Source organism: Nocardia coubleae NBRC 108252 (assembly GCF_001612805.1).
Lineage (GTDB): Bacteria > Actinomycetota > Actinomycetes > Mycobacteriales > Mycobacteriaceae > Nocardia > Nocardia coubleae.
This window is the reverse complement of sequence record NZ_BDBD01000011.1, coordinates 278,500-299,410: the sequence shown is the minus strand read 5'-3', so window position 1 is coordinate 299,410 and position 20,911 is coordinate 278,500. Positions and strand designations below refer to the sequence as shown.

Below are 20,911 nucleotides of genomic sequence, written 5' to 3'. Positions count from 1 at the left end.
CCACTCATTCCCAGCTGAGGCCGCCGCGGCGCCATTCGTAGGCGTAGGCGACCGACACATTGACGATGAACAGCGCCATCGCGGCGAACCCGAACAACCCGAGGGCGTCGAAATGGACGGCCCACGGGTAGAGGAACACGATCTCGATGTCGAAGATGATGAACAGCATCGCGGTGAGGTAGTACTTCACCGGGAAGCGTTGTCCCCCAACGTCTCCCGGTCCACCGGCGACGGCGTGCGGTGTGGGTTCGATGCCGCATTCGTAGGGTTCGAGCTTGGCCCGGTTGTATCGCCTCGGGCCGACGAGCGCCGCCATGATGACGGAGAAGACCGCGAACGCCGCGGCGATGGCGCCGAGTACGAGTGCGGGCACTTCGATGTTCACGACTGCACTTCCCCTCCTCGCTGGAGCAGGCCGTGCCGTGTGGCGCGGCCGCGGACGGCAGCTTTCGGCGAGACGGGGCCGACAACGTTGTCCGCCGAACCGGGGCCTCGCCCGCTGTGCAGCGATGGCGGAGCGTTATACAGAACCCGCGCTCGTGTGAGCTAGAGCACAGACTATCGCGGTTTCAGGGGTGCGCCGCGCGTTTCAAGGGGACTGTTTGATCGAATTCAGTACCGAGATTCATGAGCGAAACGGTGGTAATCCGCTCGGTGCACACACAACAGAACCACTGGGGTTACCAGTGGTTCTGTGGGGATGGGGGTGACGTCGACTATCCGACGGAACGGGACACTGCGTTCAGCGGGCGTTGAGCACGCCCGCGACCGCGCGGGTGAGCTGCATGGGGTCGATCGGGTGCGACACCGAGGCCTCGGCCCGCGACCAGTTGGCCAGCCAGGCATCGTCGGGCCGCCCGGTGAGCACGACAACCGGCGGGCACTGCTCGATCTCGTCCTTGAGCTGCTTGGCGATCCCGAGACCGCCCGCGGGCACGGACTCGCCGTCGAGAATCGCGAGATCGATCCCACCGGCATCCATCTGCTCGATGACGACCGGCGCGGTCGCGACCTCGAGGTAGTCGAGCTCCGGTAGATCCGGCCGGGGGCGTGGCCCCAGCGCAAGAATCACCTGTTGACGGGTATCGGCGTCATTGCTGTAGACCAGCACACGCAGCGGGGTGGAACGATCTGATTCGGCCACAGACGGATCGTACGTCGGGTCGGCGGGCGTGGTGGCGGGTTCGGCCGAACAGCCGATATCCGAATCTCCCACCACCGCCCGCTTATTCGCCGGTGCGCTCCTAGCGAGCCGGCTCGTCTTTGAGCTTGGCGGCCATTTCGGCGGCGAGCGCGGGTTGTTCGGCCTCCATCTTCTGGACGTAGGTGACGGCGTCACCGACGGTGCGCAGGCTCGACAGGTCCTCGTCGGGGATCTTCACGGCGTACTTGTCCTCGAGTTGGACGGCGATCTCCACGAGGGACAGGGAGTCGATCTCGAGGTCTTCGATGAAGGATTTCTCCGGAGTCACCTCGGCGGCTTCGATGCCGGTCACCTCCTCGATGATGTCGGCGATGCCCGCGATGATCTCCTGCTGCGTGGTTGCCACGAATTGTCCTTCGTTCGAGGTGATTACGTACGTGCAGTACCGTAAGAGCTCCACCGGGGTGGAGGTTCAACTGGTTGTGACCGACGACACACAGGCAACATTGGTGAGTATCGGGGAGTTGGCGCGCAGCACCGGGCTAGCGGTCCGGACCATTCGGTTCTACTGCGACGAGGGCATTCTGGATGCTCGGCGCAGTGTCGGCGGGCATCGGCTGTTCGACGCGGAGCCGGCCGTCGAACGGGTGTTGCTGATCAAGCGGTTGCGGGCGCTCGGGCTCGGGTTGGGGTCGATTACCGAGGTGTTGCGGGGTGAGCGGTCGATCGCCGAGGTGACTGCCGCCGAAAGCGCCCGCCTCGATGTCGAAATACGAACCCTGGCCTGGCGGCGCGCCTGCCTGCGGGCGGTTGAAGACGCGTCCCCTGCGTGCCGGGCCGAGCGGCTGGCTCTGCTGGCGGCCGCGCAGGACGGCGGGGTGGCGCACGACTGTCTGGTGCGGTTCTGGTTGCGGGCACTCGCGCCGATACCGGCGGGCGATGTCGACGGGTGGATCTACTGGAATGTGCCGGAGCCGCCCGGTGATCCGTCCGTCGAGGAGGTCGTCGCCTATGCCGAGCTGGTCGCGATGGTCTCCGACCCGGAACTGAACCGCGTTGTGCGCCGGCAGTACTGGCGTGGGCCAGCCGATCGGATTCGTGAACCTCGCAGCCTTTACGGACAGATCGGTGACGTGATGGCCGACGTGGTGCCCCTGGTTACCGACGGTGTGCGGCCACGCGGCGGTGACGAACTCGATCGGTTCGTCGACGCGCATGCCGGTGCGCGCGGGGAGCGAGATACGCGACGTTTCCGTGCGCAACTACTGAACGATGCGACCGACAGCGATCATCGGATCCACCGGTATTGGACTTTGACAGAACAGCTTCTCGGTGCGCGTATCACCGTGGGACGCGCCCACAATTGGGTGTACCGGGCGCTGGTCGACTCCGTCGAGCACTGACTGTGGGGCCTAGGGGAATCGAACCCCTAGGCCCGCCTTGACGCGAGGCGGCTGAATTGCGGCCGTATGCCCGTCGGTATTGCCCTTGCCCACCGGTAGTTATGCCTTCGCCGAGTTGCCAGCCGAGGGACTGGCGGCCCAGGATCGGCTGCCGGAGAATTCCGATCTTCGACTCTGCGCCGATGGGAAGCTGCGGGCGCAGCCTGCCGACCGCTACCATGCGCTCCGTCGGCTACCAGTTCCCGTCTTCAACTGCCTTGTCGCCCAATGGGATCACCGGAAGATCGTCTTCGATCGGCGGGTTCGGCTGTTCGTCGGCCATCCAGTTGCCGGTGGGTTCGACGGCGGCGAGCTCGGCGGCCGGGGCGAGGTCTTCGGCGTCGGCGGCGTAATAGTCGAACCAGGGAAGGCCGTGTTCGGCGTAGGACTGCGCGGTGACGGGGGTGGTGGGGGCCGGTTCGCCGGTGATCTGTTGCCACTCGGCGGCGGAAGCGAGGTGGACGAAGATCCGGGCGTCGGCTTCGCGGCGGTAATCGTCGACGGGGCGGTGGTCGGCGTAGATCTCCTGGCGCATCGTGCCGCCGGCGCCGATCCCCATCGATCTGGCTTGTGGGCTCGCGTGGCCCCGAGCATTTCCGGCGGGGGCGCCGCGGGGCGCACCGGACGGCCTTGGTGCGGCGGACGGGGCGGGCGCACTGCCTGGCGCCGCGGGAGGGGGAGCGCCGAACGGAGCCCCCGCAGGCGCACCTGCGACCGCAGCACCGTACGGCGGAGCACTCACCGGCATCGGAGCGCCGTAAGCCGTTGTCGCCCAGGGTGGATTACCGCCCTGTGGAGGAGGGGGCAGATGCCGTGGGCGTGCCTCTTCCTGCTGTCTGCGCCAGGTCGCGAGCGCCGTTTCGGTGAGCCTATGCACCGCCAGCTGCACCCCACCCCACTGCTCCGCGCCGGTGACCTGCCCTTCGACGGTCGCACCGAGCCCCATCGGCACCGCGACGAACTGGCGCACGACGCCGTCACCGGAGTTGATGCCGTCGAGCCACGGTTGGTCGGGCAGGGCGAGGTAGTTCTGCGGGTCCTTGCCGAGCACGCCACTCCACGGCTTACCCGACACCGCGCACACCTTGCCGACCGCCACCTTCAAGGCGGCCGGGGTGATGGCGCTGAATTTCAACCACAGCGCCTCGCGCTGATAGACCGGCAACATGACCCCGCCGCGTTCCCGCCATTCCTCGGGCACGGTGTCGGGGTAGTCGGCGACCCGCCTCAGCGGGAAGGTGCCGAGCCCCGGCGGCAACGGGTAGGTCCCCGTCTCGGGCAGCCGCAAAGTCCGCACGAATGTCACGCGCACCCCGCCCGGTAGTTCGAGTGCGTCCCCGGAAAGTTTCACCTCGGTTGCCATGTCCCACCCCTTCATTCGACCCGATGACGATCCCGCCCCCTGTCAGACGACGGTACTCACCGCACGAGCCCCCGTCCACGGCTTCTTCGACCGGGATCGACCACCTGTCCGAGCGCCACGGCGCCGATCGCAGACCGCCGCGGCGAATCGGTGATCACGGGCCGATGGCGGCGTGGAAGGCGTCGGCGGGGCCTGTTTCGGCGGGGTCGATGAGGTGGGCGAGGAACAGGCGGGTGGTGAGGGTGGGGGTGGGGGTGGTGACGGCGTGCCAGGGGCGGTCGAGGGGGGTGCCGGGGACGTCGATGGTGTGGAGGGCGCCGGAGCGGAGGTGTTCGCCGACGGCGTCGGAGTGGATGAGGGTGATGCCGAGGCCTTCGCGGGCGGCGGCTATGACGGCGCCGTGGGAGCCGAGCGTCAGGGTTGGTGGGTCGATCTGGAGGCGGTCGAGCAGGGCGAGGGTGGCTTCGCGGGTGCCCGAACCGGTGCCGCGCAGCAGCCAGGTGGTGTGGCGCGGGTCGGGGTTGTCGGTGCCGACGACGACCAGGGTGCTTGGGCGGCGTGCCTGGATGACCAGGCCCGCGTCGTGGGGCGGGCGGCCCGCGATGACGAGATCGGTTTCGTGGTGCTGCAATTCGAGGAACAGCACGTCGCGCGGCTGGATCGACAGGCTCAGTTCCACATCGGGGTAGCGGCGGCGAAACGAGGCGAGCGGCCGCAACACCACGGATTCGCCCGCGGTGGCCACGACGCCGATGCGTAATCGCCCGGCCTCGGCCTGACGAACGGCGGCGTGCGCCTCCTTCATCAAACCGAGGATCCCCCGGCAGTATTCGGCGTACACCCGGCCCGCTTCGCTGAGCGCGATACCCCGTCCTGAACGAACGATCAGTTTGGCGCCGAGCTGCTTTTCGACATGGGTGACGGCGGCCGAGACGGCGGCTTCGGTGACGTGGAGTTGTGCCGCGGCACGGCGGATGGATCCCAGGCGGGCGACAGCGAGGAAAGTTTCCATCCGACCCGAACTGACCCTGCCCATACCCGACGGTAGCAAACTCAACGTTTCGGTTGAGCGTTGTCGGAAACATTCTGATTGTTTCCCCGGCCGGTGCCCCCCATCCTGGAATTCGCTACGGGACAGCGGATTCCACAGGAGGAACCATGGCGGAAGAAACCGAACGGGATCGTTGGGATCCGGGTGTACAGTCCTATGCCTCGATGGGCTATTACTCGCCCGACTACGTGCCCGCCGACACCGACGTGCTCGCCGTGTTCCGGGTGACCCCGCAGCCCGGTGTCGATCCGATCGAGGCGGCGGCCGCGGTGGCGGGTGAATCCTCCACTGCCACTTGGACTGTCGTGTGGACCGACCGGCTCACCGCGCATTCGAAGTATCAGGCCAAGTGCTACCGGGTCGACCCGGTGCCGGGGCGTGAGGGCGAGTACTTCGCCTATATCGCCTACGATCTGGACCTTTTCGAAGAAGGGTCGATCACCAACCTCACCTCCTCGGTGATCGGCAATGTGTTCGGGTTCAAACCATTGCTGGCATTGCGCCTCGAGGACATGCGCATTCCGGTGGCGTATGTGAAAACCTTCCAGGGTCCGCCGCACGGCACGGTGATGGAACGCGAATACCTCAACAAATACGGCAGACCACTGCTCGGTGCCACGGTGAAACCGAAGCTCGGTTTGTCGGCCCGCAATTACGGGCGCGTGATCTACGAGGCCTGTAAGGGTGGCCTCGATTTCACCAAGGACGACGAGAACATCAATTCGCAGCCTTTCATGCGCTGGCGTGACCGGTACCTGTTCGCGATGGAGGGGGTGAACCGGGCGATGGCCGAAACCGGCGAGATCAAAGGCCATTACCTCAATGTCACCGCCGCGACCATGGAGGACATGTACGAGCGGGCCGAGTTCGCCAAGGAAATCGGGTCGGTCGTCATCATGATGGACCTGACCGTGGGTTATACGGCGATGCAGTCGATGTCGAAGTGGGCGCGGCGCAACGGCGTGCTGCTGCATCTGCACCGGGCCGGGCATTCGACGTTCACCCGGCAGAAGACGCACGGGGTGAGTTTCCGGGTGCTGGCCAAATGGTGCCGGCTGATCGGGGTGGATCATCTGCACGCGGGAACCGTGGTCGGCAAATTGGAAGGCGATCCGGCGACGACCCGCGGCTTCTACGACACCTTGCGCGAGAACCACATTCCCGCGCAGCTGAGCAACGGCATCTTCTTCGATCAGGAGTGGGCGAGCCTGCCCGGTGTGATGCCGGTGGCCTCCGGCGGTATCCACGCGGGTCAGATGCATCAGCTGCTCGACCTGTTCGGCGACGATGTGATCCTGCAGTTCGGTGGCGGAACGATCGGTCATCCGCTCGGTATCGCGGCGGGCGCCGAAGCCAACCGGGTGGCGCTCGAGGCGGTGGTCAAGGCCCGCAACGAGGGCCGTGACCTGCTCAAAGAAGGTCCCGATGTGTTGCGGACGGCGGCCTCGACCTGCCGACCGCTCGAGGTCGCGCTGTCGACCTGGGGTGATGTCACCTTCGATTACACGTCCACCGACGCACCCGACGCGGTGCCGACGCCGAGCCTGTAGGGAGACCGGTCATGTATTTGCGACACGGGACGTTCTCGTATCTGCCCGAACTCACCGACAGCGAGATCGCCGCCCAGGTGCGGTATGCGCTGCTCAACAACTGGCCGGTGTCGATCGAGTACACCGACGATCCGCATCCGCGCAACACCTACTGGGAGATGTGGGGTCTGCCGCTGTTCGATCTGGACGAACCCGACGGGGTGCTCGCCGAGATCAACGCCTGCCGGTCGACGTTTCCGCGCCACTATGTGCGGGTCAACGCCTATGACGCCACCTACACCAAGCAGACGACGGCGCTGAGTTTCCTGGTGCAGCGTCCGGCCGAGGAGCCCGGTTTCGAACTGGCTCGCGCCGAGGGCGCCGACCGCCGCCAGGTCTACAGCGTGCGCTCCTACGCCACCGAACGTCCGCAGGGACAGCGGTATGGGGGCTGAGGGAACCGCCAACGGTTTCCGGCTGCCACGGCCGGGCGTCACCGACGTCCGGCCGTCGCGTCCGGCCGAGGACGTGGCGCAGACCGAGGAACTGCTCGATGCCGATGCGCTGCTGGATCTTTCGCAGGATCTGGCCGGTCACGATGTGGCCGAGACCCTGACCGCGCTGGATGCCGAACTGATCGGGCTGGCGAATGTGAAGCTGCGGGTACGGGAGATCGCGGCGCTGTTGATGATCGATCGGGCGCGCCGCCGGTTCGGTCTCGAATCGTCGCGCCCGACGATGCACATGAGTTTCACCGGCCCACCGGGCACCGGCAAGACGACGGTGGCGTTGCGGATGGCGCAGATGCTGCACGCGCTGGGCTATATCCGTAAACCGAAGGTGCACACGGTGACCCGCGACGATCTCGTCGGTCAGTTCATCGGCCACACCGCCCCGAAGACCAAGGAGGCGATCGCCAAGGCCGCCGGTGGGGTGTTGTTCATCGATGAGGCCTATTACCTGTTCCGTCCGGAGAACGAACGCGATTACGGGCAGGAGGTGATCGAGATCCTGCTGCAGGAGATGGAGAACGAGCGGGCGAATCTGGTGGTGATCTTCGCCGGCTACCCGGATCGGATGGACAAGTTCTTCTCGGCCAATCCGGGGTTGTCGTCCCGGGTGGCGCATCACCTGGAGTTCGTCGATTACACCCAGGAGGAATTGCTCGCCATCGCGGAACTGATGGTGGCGGCGGAGAATTTCGTTTTCGACGCCGCGGCGCGCGAGGCGTTCTCCCGGTATCTGACGGTGCGGATGACGCGACCCCGGTTCTCCAACGCGCGCAGTGTGCGCAATGCGATCGATCGGTGCCGATTGCGCCAGGCCAAGCGACTGGTGGAAGCGGGGCGGCCGTTGTCACGCGAGGATCTGGTCACGTTGTGCGCCGAGGACGTGTTGGGCAGCAGCGTTTTCGAGGAGGTGGGTGCCTCGCCATGCCGACCAGTTTGAAAACGCTGACCCGCTACACGATCGAGGAGGAACACCGTCATCCCGGGTCGTCGGGGGAATTCTCCGCGCTGGTGAATGTTGTCGCCACGGCCACGAAGATCATCGCCAATCAGGTGACGCGCGGGGCGATTCCGGGACGCGAGGACGGGCCGCTGTCGGCGAGCGACCGTCTCGACGCGTTGACCGACGAGATCATGGTGGCCCAGACCCAGTGGACCGGTCACCTGTCGGGGTTGCTGTCCGAGCAGCGTGCCACCGCACTGGCCGTACCGGCCACCCAGCGGCGCGGCAAGTACCTGCTGGCGTTCGACGCTCTGGACGGGTCGAGCAATATCGACGTGAATCTGCCGGTGGGTTCGATCTTCAGCATTCTGCGCGCACCGCAGGAGGTGCTCGAGGGCACCGCCGAACCGTGCGACGCAGATTTCCTGCAGCCCGGTGTGCGGCAGGTGTGCGCGGGGTTCACCCTGTACGGGCCTGCCACGATGCTGGTGCTCACCACCGGCAGCGGCGTCGACGGGTTCACCCTCGACCGGGAGATCGGCGCGTTCGTGCTCACCCACCCGCGCATGCGGATCCCGCAGGACACTTCGGGTTTCGCGATCAACGCCGCCAACGAACGGTTCTGGGAGCGGCCGGTGCGCCGGTATGTGCAGGAGTGCCTGGAGGGGGTGGACGGGCCGAGGGGCCGGGATTTCAACATGCGCTGGGTGGCGTCGCTGGTCGCCGACACCTTTCACATCCTGACCAGGGGCGGCATGTATCTGTACCCGCGTGATACCCGCAATCCGGCACGGCCGGGGCGGGTTTCGCTGCTGTACGGCGCCAATCCGATCGCGTTCATCGTCGAGCAGGCGGGCGGGGCCGCAACCACCGGGCACGAACGGGTGATGCTGGTGCCGCCGACGCAGGTGCATCAGCGGGTGCCGTTCATCTTCGGGTCCCGCAACGAGGTGTTGCGGGTCGAGCGGTATCACACCGAGCCCGACGAGGGGCCCAGCTTCGACAGTTCGCTGTTCGGGACGCGTTCGCTGTTCCGGCCGGCCAAGCACGACCAGCGCACCTAGGAGCCGCCCTATGTCGGTCAAACATCCTGTCGTCGCGATCACCGGGTCCTCCGGTGCCGGAACGACCAGTGTCACACGCACTTTCGAGGAGATATTCCGTCGCGAGGGGATCAGCGCGGTGGTGGTGGAGGGCGATTCGTTCCATCGCTACGACCGGGCGGAGATGAAACTGGCGATGGCCGAGGCCGAAGCGCAGGCCAACACCACGTTCTCCCATTTCGGGGAGGACGCGAATCTGCTGCCCGAGCTCGAGGCGCTGTTCCGGGAGTACGGCGAAACCGGTGTCGGGCAGGTGCGTAAGTACCTGCACGACGACGAGGAGGCCAAACCCTACGGGCAGCCGGCTGGCACGTTCACCCCGTGGGAAGACCTCGCGCCGGGGAGCGATCTGCTGTTCTACGAGGGCCTGCACGGTGCGGCCGTGACCGACTCGGTGAACATCGCCCAGCACACGGACCTGCTGGTAGGGGTGGTGCCGATCATCAACCTCGAGTGGATCCAGAAGGTGTACCGCGACAAGACCCACCGCGGGTATTCCAGTGAGGCGGTGATCGATACGATCCTGCGCCGCATGCCCGACTACGTGAAATACATCTGCCCGCAGTTCTCCCGGACCTACGTGAATTTTCAGCGGGTGCCGACGGTCGACACGTCCAATCCGTTCATCGCGCGCAGCATTCCCACCGCCGACGAGAGCTTCGTGGTGATCCGGTTCGCCGATCCGAAGGTGATCGACTTCCCGTATCTGCTGTCGATGCTGCACGATTCGTTCATGTCGCGGCCCAACTGCATCGTGGTGCCGGGCGGGAAGATGGAGTTGGCGATGCAGCTGATCTTCACACCGTTGATCCTGCGGTTGATGGACAAGCGGCCCAAGCGCACTCTGTGATCAGACCTCGTCGTTGTCCTGCTGCTGTTGCCTGCGGGCCTCGCGGCGCTGCTGTTCGGCGCGCTCACGCAGGCCGCGCAGGAAGGCCTCGTCGTCGTCTGGGTTGGTGGCGATGTGGCGGCCGGGCCGGTCGTATTCGCTGAAGCGGGTGTTGGACGCCGGGCGCGACGGGCCGATCGGGCGTCCGGCGAACAGCCACAGCAGTGCGCCGATGGTCGGCAGCAGGACGACGATGATCAGCCACCCCATCTTCGGCAGGTGGCGGATGCCGTCGTCGGGGCTGGTGACGATGTCGACGAGGCAGTACACCCACAGGGCAAGGGTCAGGAACCCGATGATCGCGTAGTGCATTGCGGCAGTCCTCTTCGTGGTGGATGGACGGAGGACCCCGACGCCCCCGGCAGCAAGGATGCCGTATGTACGGGTCGGATGTCGTGCCGGGGTCAGTCGGGCAGCAGCGGCACCGACAGGCCCTCGCCGCGATCGAGCAGGGCCGCGCGGGTGACGGCGGCGGAGCCGAAGCGGCGGCGCAGGTCGTCGAGGGTGGCGTCGAGGGTGTTGTCGGCGCGTGGTTCCAGCGGGAGGGTCAGCTGCATGGTGTCGGCGTCGTCGAGGTTGGTCAGCGACAGGCCGATGAGGGTGATGCCGCGTTCGGCGATCAGTGGTGTGGCGGTGTCGAGTAGGCGGTGGGCGGCCTGGCGGATGGCGGTGGTGGCGTCGGTGGCCTCGACCAGGGTGTGCGAGCGGGTGGCGCGGGTGAAGTCGTCGAAACGTAAGCGCAGCACCACTGTTCGGCACACCCGGTCGGCGGCGCGCAGGCGGCGGCCGAGGCGGTCGGTGAGTCCGTCGAGGTAGGCGGCGATCTCGTCGGGTTCGCGGTGGCGGCGACCGAGGGCCCGTTGGGCGCCGATGGAGCGGCGGCGTTTGCCGGTTTCCACGCGGCGTGGGTCGCGGGCCCACGACAGGGCGAACAGGTGGCGGGCGGCGGCGGGGCCGAGGATGGCGCGCAGGTGGGCTTCGCCGAGTTCGGCGAGTTGACCGACGCGGGTGATGTTGTTGGCGTGCAGGGTGGCGGCGGTGACTTTGCCGACGCCCCATAATCGTTCGACCGGCAGCGGGTGCAGGAAGTCGAGTTCGCCGCCGGGTTCGACCAGGCGTAAACCGTCGGGTTTGGCGACGGCGGAAGCGACTTTGGCCAGGAACTTGTTGCGGGCGATGCCGACGGAGATGGGCAACCCGACCTCGGTTCGGATGCGTTCGCGCAATCTTCGGGCGATGTCGACCGGTTCCCCGCTGATCCGCCGCAACCCACCGACATCGAGGAACGCCTCGTCGATGGAGATGCCCTCCACGATCGGAGTGGTGTCGTGGAAGATCGCGAACACCGCCTTGCTCGCCTCGGCATAGGCCGACATCCGCGGCGGCACCACCACCGCATGCGGACACACCCGCAACGCCTGCCCCGCGTTCATCGGCGTCCGCACCCCCAACGCCTTGGCCTCATAACTGGCGGCCAGCACCACCCCACCGCCGACGAGCACCGGTTTGCCCCGTAACCACGGCTGATCCCGCTGCTCGACCGAGGCATAGAACGAATCCAGATCGGCATGCAGGATCGACGCCTCGTCGCGGGACTGGATGCGTGGGCGGCGTGGGGTAGCGGAGTCGGACACGAACATATGTTCGCATCGATGTCCGTCTAGCGCGTCAAACTTCTTGGCACGGTTGCTCGGTTTACGCTCCGAGCACAAGATCAGGAAGGAGAAGCGCGGTGGCCAGATCGCAGCGGTCGAAGATTCCGGTCGAGGACAAGGTCCGGGTAGTGCTGTCGGTACTGACCGGTGAAGTCAGCGCTTCCGAGGCTGCCCGACGGCGTGGGGTGAGCCCGATGGCGGTCGGCAAATGGAAGCAAACGTTCCTGGATGCGGGAACCTAAGCCCTCGAAGATCGCCCGAGTGGCTCGGCGGGTGCGCAGGGCACGCCAGAGCAGCGGCGGCTGCGGATGGAGAACGAGCAGCTGAAGCTCGCGCTGGCGGAGGCGACGGTGCAGCTGCGGATTTGGCAGCATGGCGCGGCGCTGGTGGATCAGGTCCCTTCGCTGACCTCGAAGCCCTGAGAGCGGCAGAAGGGGTGCCGGTTTCGAGGTTCGCTCGACTGGCCGGTATCCCTGAGCGCACCTACCGCCGACGACGAGCACGCCTGCGCGACGGCACCCCGCCGCGCGGGCCATGGCCCGCGCCGAAGGCGGAGCGGTTCGAACCGATCGCTGCAAAGTACGCCAACGAGTGGCCGGCGTGGGGACATCGAAAGATCGCCGCCATGATGCGTGCCGACGGATACGAGGTATCCACCTCCACGGTGGAGCGGGCGCTGCGTCGCCGAGGTCTGCTTCTGCCACGCGGATACCGGGCCGACCGGAAATCGTGGGCTGTGTTGCGGCGCAAAGTGTTCCGTAATCCACCCACGCAGCGGAACCGGGTGTGGCAGACGGACTTCAGCGAGTTCGAGACGACCGGTGGCGGGATCTGGCGGATCTGCGCGGTGATCGACTACGCCACCAAGTACTGCCTGGCCGTCACCGTCACACCGACCTCGCGTGGCGCTGACGCGCTCGCCTGCCTGACGCTCGCGGTCATCGAGGCCGAGCGGGTCCTCGGCCTCGATGACCTGCGTGTCGATCGCGGGCTGGCCGAGGTCCTCGGGCCCGCCGGGGAGACACTCGGCACCGCGCCCGCGCCGATCGCAGTGGCGTCGGACAACGGTCCCTGCTTCCGCGGCGAGGTGTTCAAGACCGCGTTCGGCGGACCGGACCCGCTCCTTCGGCATGTCCGCACCCGAGTGCGTTCACCCCAGACCAACGGCGTGATCGAGCGATTCTTCGGCACCTTGAAATACGAGCACCTGTTCCGGGGCGTGATCGCCGACGGTGACGCACTGGACATGGAAGTCCACCGATTCCGCACCATCTACAACACGATCAGGCACACCAAGCACTCGGCGACCGAACACCCAGTGCTGCCTACATCGGTCGCGACCAGCGAGAAACCGCTCGATACGCGGCAATACAGGATGTTCTGATCGACTGATCGATGACGGGCTCGGGTTATGAGGCTGGGTGGCAGCATGTTCCGGATGTCCTCGTCGGCGAGCGTCGCTGGTCATCCCCGGGGCGAGGTTGTCGCTGCTCGCCGGGTAGCCGTGACCATTGGGCGGTGGGACGTCCGTGGGTGCGCCAGACGCCGGGATCGGTGGCGACCCAGTGCTGCGGCCAGCCGGTGGGTGAGTCTTCCCAGGTTTCCTGCCGTCCGTAGACCGTCATGTCCATCAGTCCGTGGCTGGGTGAGAAGGCTTCGAAGCCGCGGATAGTAGTCCAGTAGGTTTCGAATACCCGGTCGCCGTCGCGCAGGTAGCAGGCGAGCAGGAAAAACGGGCGACCGGCCAGAAGCTCGTCGGCGCAGTCTCGCACCGAGTACCAGGGTACGTCCCAGCCCATGAAGTCGCGGTAGCGGACACTTTCCTCGTAAGGGCCCTGACAGAAAGTGGCGTAGGTGATGTCACGGGAGTGCAGGTAGGACAGCTCCCGGACCTGACTGTTGAAGAAGGTGCAGCCCTCGCACTGTTGCGCGGCGGAGCAGCCGTCATGCCACATGTGATAATAGGCGGCCAATTGTCGGCGTCCCTCGAATGTGTCGAGGAGGCTGACCGGGCCGTGCGGGCCGGTCAGGGTGATCGAGGGGTCGACCTCGACCATGGGCAATCGTCGCCGGGCCGCGGCGATCGCGTCGCCTTCGCGGGTGTGTGCCTTCTCCCGGATCCGCAGGCCGTCGATCTCGGCTTGCCAGCGAGTTCGGTCGACCACCTCGGGCAAGGCGGGCGCGGCATCGGCATTGGTATTGGTCTCGGCTGTCATTGTCGTCTCCCGTATTTCGCTGATCGGCGCCCGGATTACGCTGCCGCCGTGGCCATGACGCCCTCGGGGAGCAGGGCGAGCAACTGGCGGGTATGACCGGGCAGCTCGGCGTCCGCGAGGCCGGTGATGAGGTCACGCAGCGGCATCGACTGGTCGACCAGGACCGTTCCGGCGGACAGGAGCAGCGTGGGCACCAGCGTGTCGAGTTCGGTGTCGCTCAGCGCGCGGGCGAGGGCGCACAACGCTTCGCCCTGGGCGGCGATGCGGTCGCGAAGCCCGGCATTGCCGCCCGCGACGGCGCGAATGTGGCCGAGGGTCCAGGCATCTTGCGCGAGACGGTTTTCGTAGGTGGTGTTCGCCCCCGCCGCGACCGTGGCCGCAGCGGCGATGGTGACGGCGCTGACGATGCTGACATGCGCCAGGATCTCGTCGGCGTTCCACTCACCAGTCGCGGGGGCGAGGTGGTCGTCGCCGACAGTGGCCGCTGCCTCGAGCAGGCTGGCGTAGGCGCGTTGCAGGGCGGTGATGTCCATGAGCTGTCCTCGTATCCGTTGCACTTGCGTGATGCAAGTGAGCGTAGGGTCTAAACTTGCTTCATGCAAGTGCCGAGTCGGAGGTGGGAACCATGTTGGGCAGGACCTATGACAGTCAGGTGTGCTCGGCCGCGAGGGCGCTCGAGGTGGTCGGCGAGCGATGGAGCCTGCTGATCGTGCGCGATGTCCTCTTTGCCGGTGCGACTCGGTTCGCCGACTTCCAGCGGCTGGGTATCGCGACCAATGTTCTGGCCAAACGCCTTGACAGCCTTGTCGATTCGGGAATTCTCGAACGGCGGCCGAGTGTGGAGACTCACGATCGAGGTGGTTACGCGGCGACTCGAAAAGGGTTGGACCTGGCGCCGGTGATCATCGCGCTGACACAGTGGGGTGACCGGTGGGCGGCGCCCGACGGGCCACCGATTCTGTATAGACACACCGGCTGTGGTGGGGGGATCGCTGAGCAGACCACCTGCTCGATCTGTGGCCAGATCACGGACCTCTCGCAGATCCATGTCGTTCACGGACCGGGGATGCCGCAAGCCCAGTGACTACCCGCGAACGAGCTCTCGAAGACTATGCGGACAAAGGGGATGCCTGGCATCATGCGGGCCAATTTGCAACGACGTCTCTGGTACGGAACAACATGCCCTATTCGGCTTCAGAGCGATCCTGGACGTCAACACCGATGACCGCAACCTTGTGGCCATTCAGATCCTGCCAAGATCTTGACGCAAGACATCCGACAAGAACGCGGCATCCACGAGCTGTCCGCAAATCCTCGGCGAACGTCAGCCTCGGCGAGCTTTCCGGATCCGCACGCCGCACAGCATCCGTCCAGGTCCCACCGGACGTGTCCGCCTACCAGGGTCTGGGTCAGGGCAAACACTGTCATCGCGCTGCACTCCATGCACGATGCCGGGTACGGCGACGATTCTGCGACGATGCCGGTTCCGGTGGAGCGGCTCAACGCGGTGTCTGGCGAGAAGGCGCCACGTTCCGGTTCGCTGCGCGCCGGGGCACCACGATGACTTGGCAGTTCGAAGATTCGTGCCACAGCACTCGGCCGTGGACGGACTCGCCTCGCAGAGGTAGCTGGGCGTCCAGCGGCAGGCTCGTCACTCGCAGGAGACCGACCGCGTCCTGCCCCTGATCGAGCTCGATGAAGACGCCGAAAGGCTGTCGCCCGATTACTCTTCCGGTTACGAGGCTGCCGACAGGCAACGATTCCACAGTGTCCGGCCATGCGGTGCGTGCGCGGCGCGCCCATTCTTTGTCATCGGGCCAGAAGTACTCGTCTGTTGCCATCGGCGTCGAGTCTATGTGCCACAGCGCGACGGAACCGCCGGGTTTGTCGGACCTGTCTGCTGGGATGGGGGGCCGGGGTCGTCGGTGAAAGAGGTTGGTGCGCATGGTGAGTGCCAGGTGGGATCAGGTGTTCGCGTGGCGGCTGGGGCGGCAGTTCGTCGCGCCTCGGAGTGGCGAGGCGGTCGAGGAGATCGCGGGGCGGTTGGTCGGGGTGCAGGCGCAAGTGGCGTCGGCGGCGGAGACGGCTGTCGCGGTGCGCGGTGGTTCGGTGGGATCCGTGGCTGCGGCGCTGTCGGCGGGTGGGTTGGTGAAGACGTGGGCGATGCGGGGGACGTTGCATGCGATGGTGCCGGGGCAGGCCGCGGCGGCGTTGGCGTTGATGGGGTCGGCTCGGACGTGGGAGAAGGCCTCGTGGGTGAAGACGTTCGGGGCCACTCCGGAGCAGGTTGCGGCGTTGGTGGAGGTGGTGTCGGGGGTGCTGGCGGAGCGGGTGCTCACGCGTGAGGAGTTGGTGGAGGCGGTGCTTGCCGAGCCGGGGTTCGGGCATCTGGGGGAGCAGTTGCGGTCGGGGTGGGGTGCGGTGCTCAAGCCGCTGGCGTGGCAGGGGGCGTTGTGCCACGGACCTATGCGTGGCACGAAGATCACCTTCACTTCGCCGGGGAACCTGGTGGCGGGCTGGTCCGGCCTGCCCGAGCCCGACGTGGCGGCGCCCGGGCTGATCCGGGCGTACCTGGGCGCCTACGGTCCGGCGACGCCGGAGTCCTTCGATGCTTGGCTCAGCCGCAACAGCTTGCGTAAGACGGTGGTGCGCGGATGGTTCGCGGCACTGGGCGACGATTTGACCGAGATCGAGGTGGAAGGCCGAAAAGGGTGGCTGCCCACCGAATTCGTCGACGAACTCGCGGCCGCGACCCCGGATGATGCGATCCATCTGCTCGGGCCGTTCGATCAGTACGTTCTCGGCCCCGGCACCGGCGACACCGCGCTCCTGGCGGCCGAGCATCGGGCGAAGGTCAGCAGGACGGCCGGTTGGATCTCACCGCTGGTGCTGGTGGGCGGCCGAATCGCGGGTACCTGGGAACAGCAGGGTGAGCAGGTGGTGGTCACGCCGTTCGACGGCGCGCGGTTGCCGAAACGCGCGTTGGGTGCGGCGGTGGAGCGGCTCGCCACCGCGATCGGCAGCGACCTCACCGTGCGCGTCGAGTAATCGGCACGCCGTCACATCGGGGCGGTCGCTCGAATCCGGTTTCGCGATCCGCCACGAGTGAACCAAGCGCTTGCTACGGTGAGGCGATGATCCCCACGATCGTCTGGGGCACCGGCAATGTCGGGCGCGCGGCCATCCGTTGCGTCACCGCTCATCCGGCGCTGGAACTGTCCGCGGTGCTCGTCCACGACCCCGCGAAGGTCGGCCGCGATGCCGGTGAACTCGCAGGTCTCGACACCGAATTGGGCGTGCGCGCGACCGATGACATCGAGGCCGTGCTCGCGAATCGGCCCCGCGCGGTGGTGTACGCGGCGTCCGGCGATATCCGCCCCGACGCCGCGCTCGCCGACATCGTGCGCGCGATCCGGGCCGGTGCCGTGGTCGTGACGCCCGCGCTCTACGCCCTCTACGACCCCCGTAACGCGCCGGCCGAGATCCGTGACCCGGTGCTGGCGGCGATCGAGGACGGCGGTGGTTCGCTGTTCGTGTCCGGCGTCGACCCCGGTTGGGGCAACGACGTGCTGCCGGTGCTGATCAGCGGGCTCGCGGGCACCTTGGACGTGGTGCGCTGCCAGGAGATCTTCGACTACTCCACCTACGACCAACCCGACTCGGTGCGCTACCTGGTTGGGATGGGGCAGCCGATGGACTATCAGCCACCGATGCTGTTGCCCTCGGTGCCGACGATGGTGTGGGGCGGGCAGGTCCGGTTGCTGGCCAGGGCACTGGACGTGGAACTGGACGATGTCCGCGAGACCGTCGAGCGGCGTGCACTCGATGCCACTGTGCAGACGGTGCGGATGGGTGAATTCGCGGCGGGCACACAGGGGGCGGTGCGTTTCGAGGTGCAGGGCATCGTCGAGGGCGAGGCACGCATCGTCATCGAACATGTCACCCGCATCCACCCGGACTGCGCCCCGGACTGGCCCTCGCCACCCGACGGGGAGGGTGCGCACCGGGTGATCATCGAAGGCAGCCCGCGCATCGAGGTGAATGTGACCGCCACCGACGAGGGCGGCAACCGGGCGGCGGGCGGAAATGCCACGGCGGTGGGCAGATTGGTCAACGCGATCGACTGGCTGATCGCCGCCGAACCAGGTCTCTACGACGCGCTCGACGTTCCGTTGCGCGCCGCGGTCGGCAAACTCGGAAGGAAGATCCCATGATCATCGACGTGCCGCAGGGCAAGGATCCCATCGGGTATGTGTGGGGCGAGATGGTGCCCGGTATCGGTGTCGCGGCCGCGGCGTTCTCGCTGTCGGTGTACGAGCACTCCACGCTCGGGCTGCGGGAGTTCGAGGCGGCGCGGTTGCGCATCGCCCAGATCAACGGGTGCCTGTTCTGTCAGGACTGGCGCACCGAACGCGACGGGGTGAAGGTCGAACCGGAGTTCGCCGACGCGGTCACCGACTGGCGCGACACCGACCTGTTCGACGAGCGGACCCGTTTGGCGGCCGAATACGCCGAGCGCTATGCCACCGATCATCACGGTCTCGACGACGACTTCTGGGCCCGCATGTTCGACCACTACACCCAGCCCGAGGTGGTCGAGTTGAGTATGAGTATCGGTTCGTGGCTGGCATTCGGCCGCCTCAACCGGGTCCTCGGCTTGGACACGGCCTGCGTGCTGCCTGGGCATTGAGCCGCGCGGCCGCGCCCGGCGGGCCCGGGTGGGGTTAGGCTGCGGGCCGTGGAGTCTCCCATTCGGCAGCTGATCGACACCGTGGCCTGGGTCCTGATCGACAACGGGCGCATCCTGTGTGCCCGCCCGCGCGGCAAGGATGTCTTCTACATTCCCGGCGGCAAACGCGAGGGCGCGGAAACGGATCTCGAGACGCTGGTGCGTGAGGTGGCCGAGGAACTGACCGTGGAGTTGTCGGCCGAGACCGCGGTCCATGTGGGCACCTATGAGGCACCTGTTTCCCACGACGAGAACACCGTGGTGCGGATGGCCTGTTACACCGCCGAGTACCGGGGTGTGTTGACGGCCAGCAGCGAGATCGAGGCATTGGCGTGGTTCGGTTTCGGCGACCGGGATCTGGTTCCGCCGGTCGACCAGTTGCTCTTCGACGACCTCGCCGCTTCGGGGGCTCTGCGGTGATCGCCGCGGCGGCCCGCTCGGCGAGCTTCGAGCTGGTCGCGGTGCCGCTGGCTTTCACCCGGGTCCGCACCCGGGTGCGGGTGGCGCGGCGGATGCTGCGGGAACCGGTGGGCGCTCATGGTGTGTCGCTGCCCCGGTGCCTGGTGCATTCGGTGCTGTCGGCGGGGGTGGGTGTCGTCGGCTGGTTCCTGGTGCTGTTGAGCGTGCTGGTGCTCGTTCGCGGTCTGGCCTACCCGCTGCTGGTGGGTGACGGGTACCGGAATGCCTGGGGCGGGCCGACTCTGGCCGGTGCGTGGGCGGTGCACGCGCTGCTCGCGGTGCTCCTCGCACCACTGTTCCTCGCGGTTGTCGCGGCGCTGGGGCGGTCGCAGGTCCGGTTGATCCACACCGTGCTGGGCGGTCACCGGTCGTGGTGGCCGGTCCCGCTCGCCGTGCTGCTCACGGCGGCGGGCACGCTGTTCTTCATCGCCTGGTCACACCAGATCTGAGCGGTCACGCCTCGCCGGGAGTTCGGGCTTCGTAGGTGGAGCGCGCGTGCTCGACTTCGTCCATATGTTGTTCGGCCCAGGTTTTCACCGCCTGCATCACCGGCAGCAAGGAATGACCGAGCTCGGTGAGCTGGTAGTCGACGCGCACCGGGACGCTCGGTCGCACTGTGCGCGTGATCAAGCCGTCGCGTTCCAGGTTCCGCAGGGTCTGGGTGAGCATCTTCTGGCTCACGCTGGCCAATCGGCGTTGCAGGTCGCTGTAGCGATGGGGACCGTCGGCCAGAGCATTGACGGCCAGGCTCACCCATTTGTCCGAGATCCGGTCCAGCAGTTTGCGCGCGGGACATTCGGCGAGGTAGGCGTCGTAGGCGGCGCTGCGTTCGGCGCGCAGTTGTGCTGCGGTACGGGTGGGCATGGGCGGGAACCTCCGCGTGCGGTGGGCACTTCGAAGTGCGTACTTCCCGCTGGAGTGTAGCTCTCCAATAGTGGTGTGCATGAACGATGTACAGACGATGCGGGCCGTTGTCGCTCACGGTTACGGTGGTCCCGAGGTGTTGCGGCTGGTCGAGGTGCCGGTTCCCGAGCCCGGGGTCGGGCAGGTCCGGATCCGGGTGCGGGCGGCGACGGTGAATCCGGTCGACCTGGTCACGCGGGCGGGCGCCCTGGTCGAGGCCGGGCTGATGGCGGTGCGGGAGGTCACCGGAATCGGATGGGACGTCGCGGGCGTGGTCGACCGGCTCGGTCCGGGAGTGCCGGAATTCTCGGAAGGGCAGCGGGTGATCGGTCTGCGTGACCTGCTGGATGTGTCCGTTGGTACCTATGCCGAGTACGTGGTTCTCGATGTGGGCGCGGTGGTGCCGACGCCATCCAGGCTCTCGGACGTCGAGGCGGCGACACTGCCGCTCAACGGCCTGACCGCCACGCAGTCTCTCGATCTGCTCGGGTTGGCACCGGGCGAGACCCTGTTGGTGACCGGCGCGAATGGTGCCGTCGGCGGGTTCGCCGTGGAAATCGCGGCGCAGCAGGGATTTCGGGTGGTCGCCCAGGGTTCCGACGCGGAGTTTCTCGGCTCGATCGGTGCGGAATGGACCGTCGCACGCGATGCCGATCTGATCGCGGAGGTTCGCCGCTCGGTTCCCGGCGGTGTGCACGGCGCCCTCGACACCGCCGGCCTGGGCGGCCGGGCCTTGGCCGCGGTACGCAATCGTGGCCGGTTCGTCACTGTGGTCGGTGGCGGCGATCCGATTCCGTTGCGTGGCATCACGGTTCAGCACGAGTGGATCCACGCCGACGGGGCGGGGCTCGCGCGCCTCGCCGAGCGCGAACTCACCACCCGTGTCGCCGCGACTCTGCCGCTCGACGCCGCCGCACAGGCCCACTCCCGCCTCGCCGCGGGTGGGCTCACCGGTCGTCTCGTGTTGATCCCGTGA

General features: G+C 67.0%; 25 protein-coding genes. 15 read left to right on the top strand and 10 right to left on the bottom strand.

What is annotated here, in order from left to right:
• Positions 1–4: 4 nt before the first annotated feature.
• The 3 genes from NCO8_RS10255 to acpM form a co-directional block, all read right to left on the bottom strand.
• Positions 5–385, bottom strand: coding sequence for an NADH-quinone oxidoreductase subunit A (locus tag NCO8_RS10255; RefSeq protein WP_067638450.1), 381 nt, complete (start codon positions 383–385; stop codon positions 5–7).
• Positions 386–742: 357 nt separating this feature from the next.
• Entirely contained in the window at positions 743–1,144 is a 402-nt protein-coding gene (locus tag NCO8_RS10250; RefSeq protein WP_133734114.1) for an Rv3143 family two-component system response regulator, read from the bottom strand.
• Between the two features lie 100 nt (positions 1,145–1,244).
• Positions 1,245–1,550, bottom strand: coding sequence for a meromycolate extension acyl carrier protein AcpM (gene acpM, locus NCO8_RS10245; protein WP_067638448.1), 306 nt, complete (start codon positions 1,548–1,550; stop codon positions 1,245–1,247).
• A gap of 76 nt (positions 1,551–1,626) precedes the next feature.
• On the opposite strand from acpM, the gene NCO8_RS10240 reads away from it, so the two are divergent.
• Positions 1,627–2,547 (top strand): MerR family transcriptional regulator, encoded by a 921-nt coding sequence (locus NCO8_RS10240; protein WP_067639953.1) that lies wholly within the window; start codon positions 1,627–1,629, stop codon positions 2,545–2,547.
• Positions 2,548–2,779: 232 nt separating this feature from the next.
• On the opposite strand, the gene NCO8_RS10235 is transcribed toward NCO8_RS10240, so the two are convergent.
• Together NCO8_RS10235 and NCO8_RS10230 are read right to left on the bottom strand one after the other, a co-directional pair.
• Positions 2,780–3,949: a hypothetical protein gene (locus tag NCO8_RS10235; RefSeq protein WP_067638446.1), complete on the bottom strand. Its 1,170-nt coding sequence runs from the start codon at positions 3,947–3,949 to the stop codon at positions 2,780–2,782.
• 154 nt (positions 3,950–4,103) lie between these two features.
• The gene (locus NCO8_RS10230; protein ID WP_067639951.1) at positions 4,104–4,961 is read right to left on the bottom strand and encodes a LysR family transcriptional regulator; all 858 of its coding nucleotides are present in this window, start codon (positions 4,959–4,961) and stop codon (positions 4,104–4,106) included.
• A 146-nt stretch (positions 4,962–5,107) separates the two neighbouring features.
• Here NCO8_RS10230 and NCO8_RS10225 point away from each other — a divergent pair, with 146 nt between their 5' ends.
• The 5 genes from NCO8_RS10225 to NCO8_RS10205 are packed head-to-tail and all read left to right on the top strand — an operon-like array spanning position 5,108 to position 9,934.
• Positions 5,108–6,550: a form I ribulose bisphosphate carboxylase large subunit gene (locus NCO8_RS10225; RefSeq protein ID WP_067489955.1), complete on the top strand. Its 1,443-nt coding sequence runs from the start codon at positions 5,108–5,110 to the stop codon at positions 6,548–6,550.
• An 11-nt stretch (positions 6,551–6,561) separates the two neighbouring features.
• Positions 6,562–6,984, top strand: coding sequence for a ribulose bisphosphate carboxylase small subunit (locus tag NCO8_RS10220; protein ID WP_067638444.1), 423 nt, complete (start codon positions 6,562–6,564; stop codon positions 6,982–6,984).
• Complete coding sequence (locus NCO8_RS10215) at positions 6,974–7,978, top strand: AAA family ATPase (protein WP_067638443.1); 1,005 nt, start codon at positions 6,974–6,976, stop codon at positions 7,976–7,978. The genes NCO8_RS10220 and NCO8_RS10215 overlap by 11 nt, the downstream gene beginning before the upstream one ends.
• Entirely contained in the window at positions 7,963–9,045 is a 1,083-nt protein-coding gene (locus tag NCO8_RS10210) for a class 1 fructose-bisphosphatase (RefSeq protein WP_067638442.1), read from the top strand. The genes NCO8_RS10215 and NCO8_RS10210 overlap by 16 nt, the downstream gene beginning before the upstream one ends.
• A 10-nt stretch (positions 9,046–9,055) precedes the next feature.
• On the top strand, positions 9,056–9,934 hold the full coding sequence (locus NCO8_RS10205; protein WP_067638441.1) for a phosphoribulokinase: 879 nt from the start codon (positions 9,056–9,058) through the stop codon (positions 9,932–9,934).
• Here NCO8_RS10205 and NCO8_RS10200 read toward each other — a convergent pair whose 3' ends face one another.
• Positions 9,935–10,285: a PLD nuclease N-terminal domain-containing protein gene (locus NCO8_RS10200; protein WP_067638439.1), complete on the bottom strand. Its 351-nt coding sequence runs from the start codon at positions 10,283–10,285 to the stop codon at positions 9,935–9,937. It abuts the gene before it with no gap.
• Positions 10,286–10,377: 92 nt separating this feature from the next.
• Positions 10,378–11,613 (bottom strand): DNA polymerase IV, encoded by a 1,236-nt coding sequence (dinB, locus tag NCO8_RS10195; protein WP_067638437.1) that lies wholly within the window; start codon positions 11,611–11,613, stop codon positions 10,378–10,380.
• 92 nt (positions 11,614–11,705) lie between these two features.
• Here dinB and NCO8_RS31235 point away from each other — a divergent pair, with 92 nt between their 5' ends.
• Positions 11,706–11,870 (top strand): transposase, encoded by a 165-nt coding sequence (locus NCO8_RS31235; protein WP_157104862.1) that lies wholly within the window; start codon positions 11,706–11,708, stop codon positions 11,868–11,870.
• Between the two features lie 386 nt (positions 11,871–12,256).
• On the top strand, positions 12,257–13,012 hold the full coding sequence (locus tag NCO8_RS31230; RefSeq protein ID WP_167353268.1) for an integrase core domain-containing protein: 756 nt from the start codon (positions 12,257–12,259) through the stop codon (positions 13,010–13,012).
• A 25-nt stretch (positions 13,013–13,037) separates the two neighbouring features.
• Here the strand turns inward: NCO8_RS31230 and NCO8_RS10185 are convergent, their stop codons facing one another.
• On the bottom strand, positions 13,038–13,844 hold the full coding sequence (locus NCO8_RS10185) for a DUF899 family protein (protein ID WP_084456873.1): 807 nt from the start codon (positions 13,842–13,844) through the stop codon (positions 13,038–13,040).
• 35 nt (positions 13,845–13,879) lie between these two features.
• A complete protein-coding gene (locus tag NCO8_RS10180) occupies positions 13,880–14,377 on the bottom strand; it encodes a hypothetical protein (protein ID WP_067638433.1) in 498 nt (165 codons plus the stop codon).
• A 92-nt stretch (positions 14,378–14,469) separates the two neighbouring features.
• Here NCO8_RS10180 and NCO8_RS10175 point away from each other — a divergent pair, with 92 nt between their 5' ends.
• The 6 genes from NCO8_RS10175 (at position 14,470) to NCO8_RS10150 (ending at position 19,481) form a co-directional block, all read left to right on the top strand.
• Positions 14,470–14,928, top strand: a complete 459-nt coding sequence (locus NCO8_RS10175; protein WP_067638432.1) for a winged helix-turn-helix transcriptional regulator — start codon at positions 14,470–14,472, stop codon at positions 14,926–14,928.
• An 860-nt stretch (positions 14,929–15,788) separates the two neighbouring features.
• The gene (locus tag NCO8_RS10170) at positions 15,789–16,892 is read left to right on the top strand and encodes a winged helix DNA-binding domain-containing protein (protein WP_067638430.1); all 1,104 of its coding nucleotides are present in this window, start codon (positions 15,789–15,791) and stop codon (positions 16,890–16,892) included.
• Between the two features lie 86 nt (positions 16,893–16,978).
• Positions 16,979–18,058 carry an NAD(P)H-dependent amine dehydrogenase family protein gene (locus NCO8_RS10165; protein ID WP_067638428.1) on the top strand — a complete coding sequence of 360 codons (1,080 nt, stop codon included), beginning with the start codon at positions 16,979–16,981 and terminating at the stop codon, positions 18,056–18,058.
• Positions 18,055–18,534, top strand: a complete 480-nt coding sequence (locus tag NCO8_RS10160) for a carboxymuconolactone decarboxylase family protein (protein WP_067638426.1) — start codon at positions 18,055–18,057, stop codon at positions 18,532–18,534. The genes NCO8_RS10165 and NCO8_RS10160 overlap by 4 nt, the downstream gene beginning before the upstream one ends.
• A gap of 48 nt (positions 18,535–18,582) precedes the next feature.
• Entirely contained in the window at positions 18,583–18,993 is a 411-nt protein-coding gene (locus NCO8_RS10155) for an NUDIX hydrolase (RefSeq protein ID WP_218022660.1), read from the top strand.
• A complete protein-coding gene (locus NCO8_RS10150; protein ID WP_067638424.1) occupies positions 18,990–19,481 on the top strand; it encodes a hypothetical protein in 492 nt (163 codons plus the stop codon). The genes NCO8_RS10155 and NCO8_RS10150 overlap by 4 nt, the downstream gene beginning before the upstream one ends.
• Positions 19,482–19,485: 4 nt before the next feature.
• Here the strand turns inward: NCO8_RS10150 and NCO8_RS10145 are convergent, their stop codons facing one another.
• On the bottom strand, positions 19,486–19,896 hold the full coding sequence (locus NCO8_RS10145) for a winged helix-turn-helix transcriptional regulator (RefSeq protein ID WP_067638422.1): 411 nt from the start codon (positions 19,894–19,896) through the stop codon (positions 19,486–19,488).
• 79 nt (positions 19,897–19,975) lie between these two features.
• On the opposite strand from NCO8_RS10145, the gene NCO8_RS10140 reads away from it, so the two are divergent.
• Positions 19,976–20,911 (top strand): NADP-dependent oxidoreductase, encoded by a 936-nt coding sequence (locus NCO8_RS10140; RefSeq protein WP_245655302.1) that lies wholly within the window; start codon positions 19,976–19,978, stop codon positions 20,909–20,911.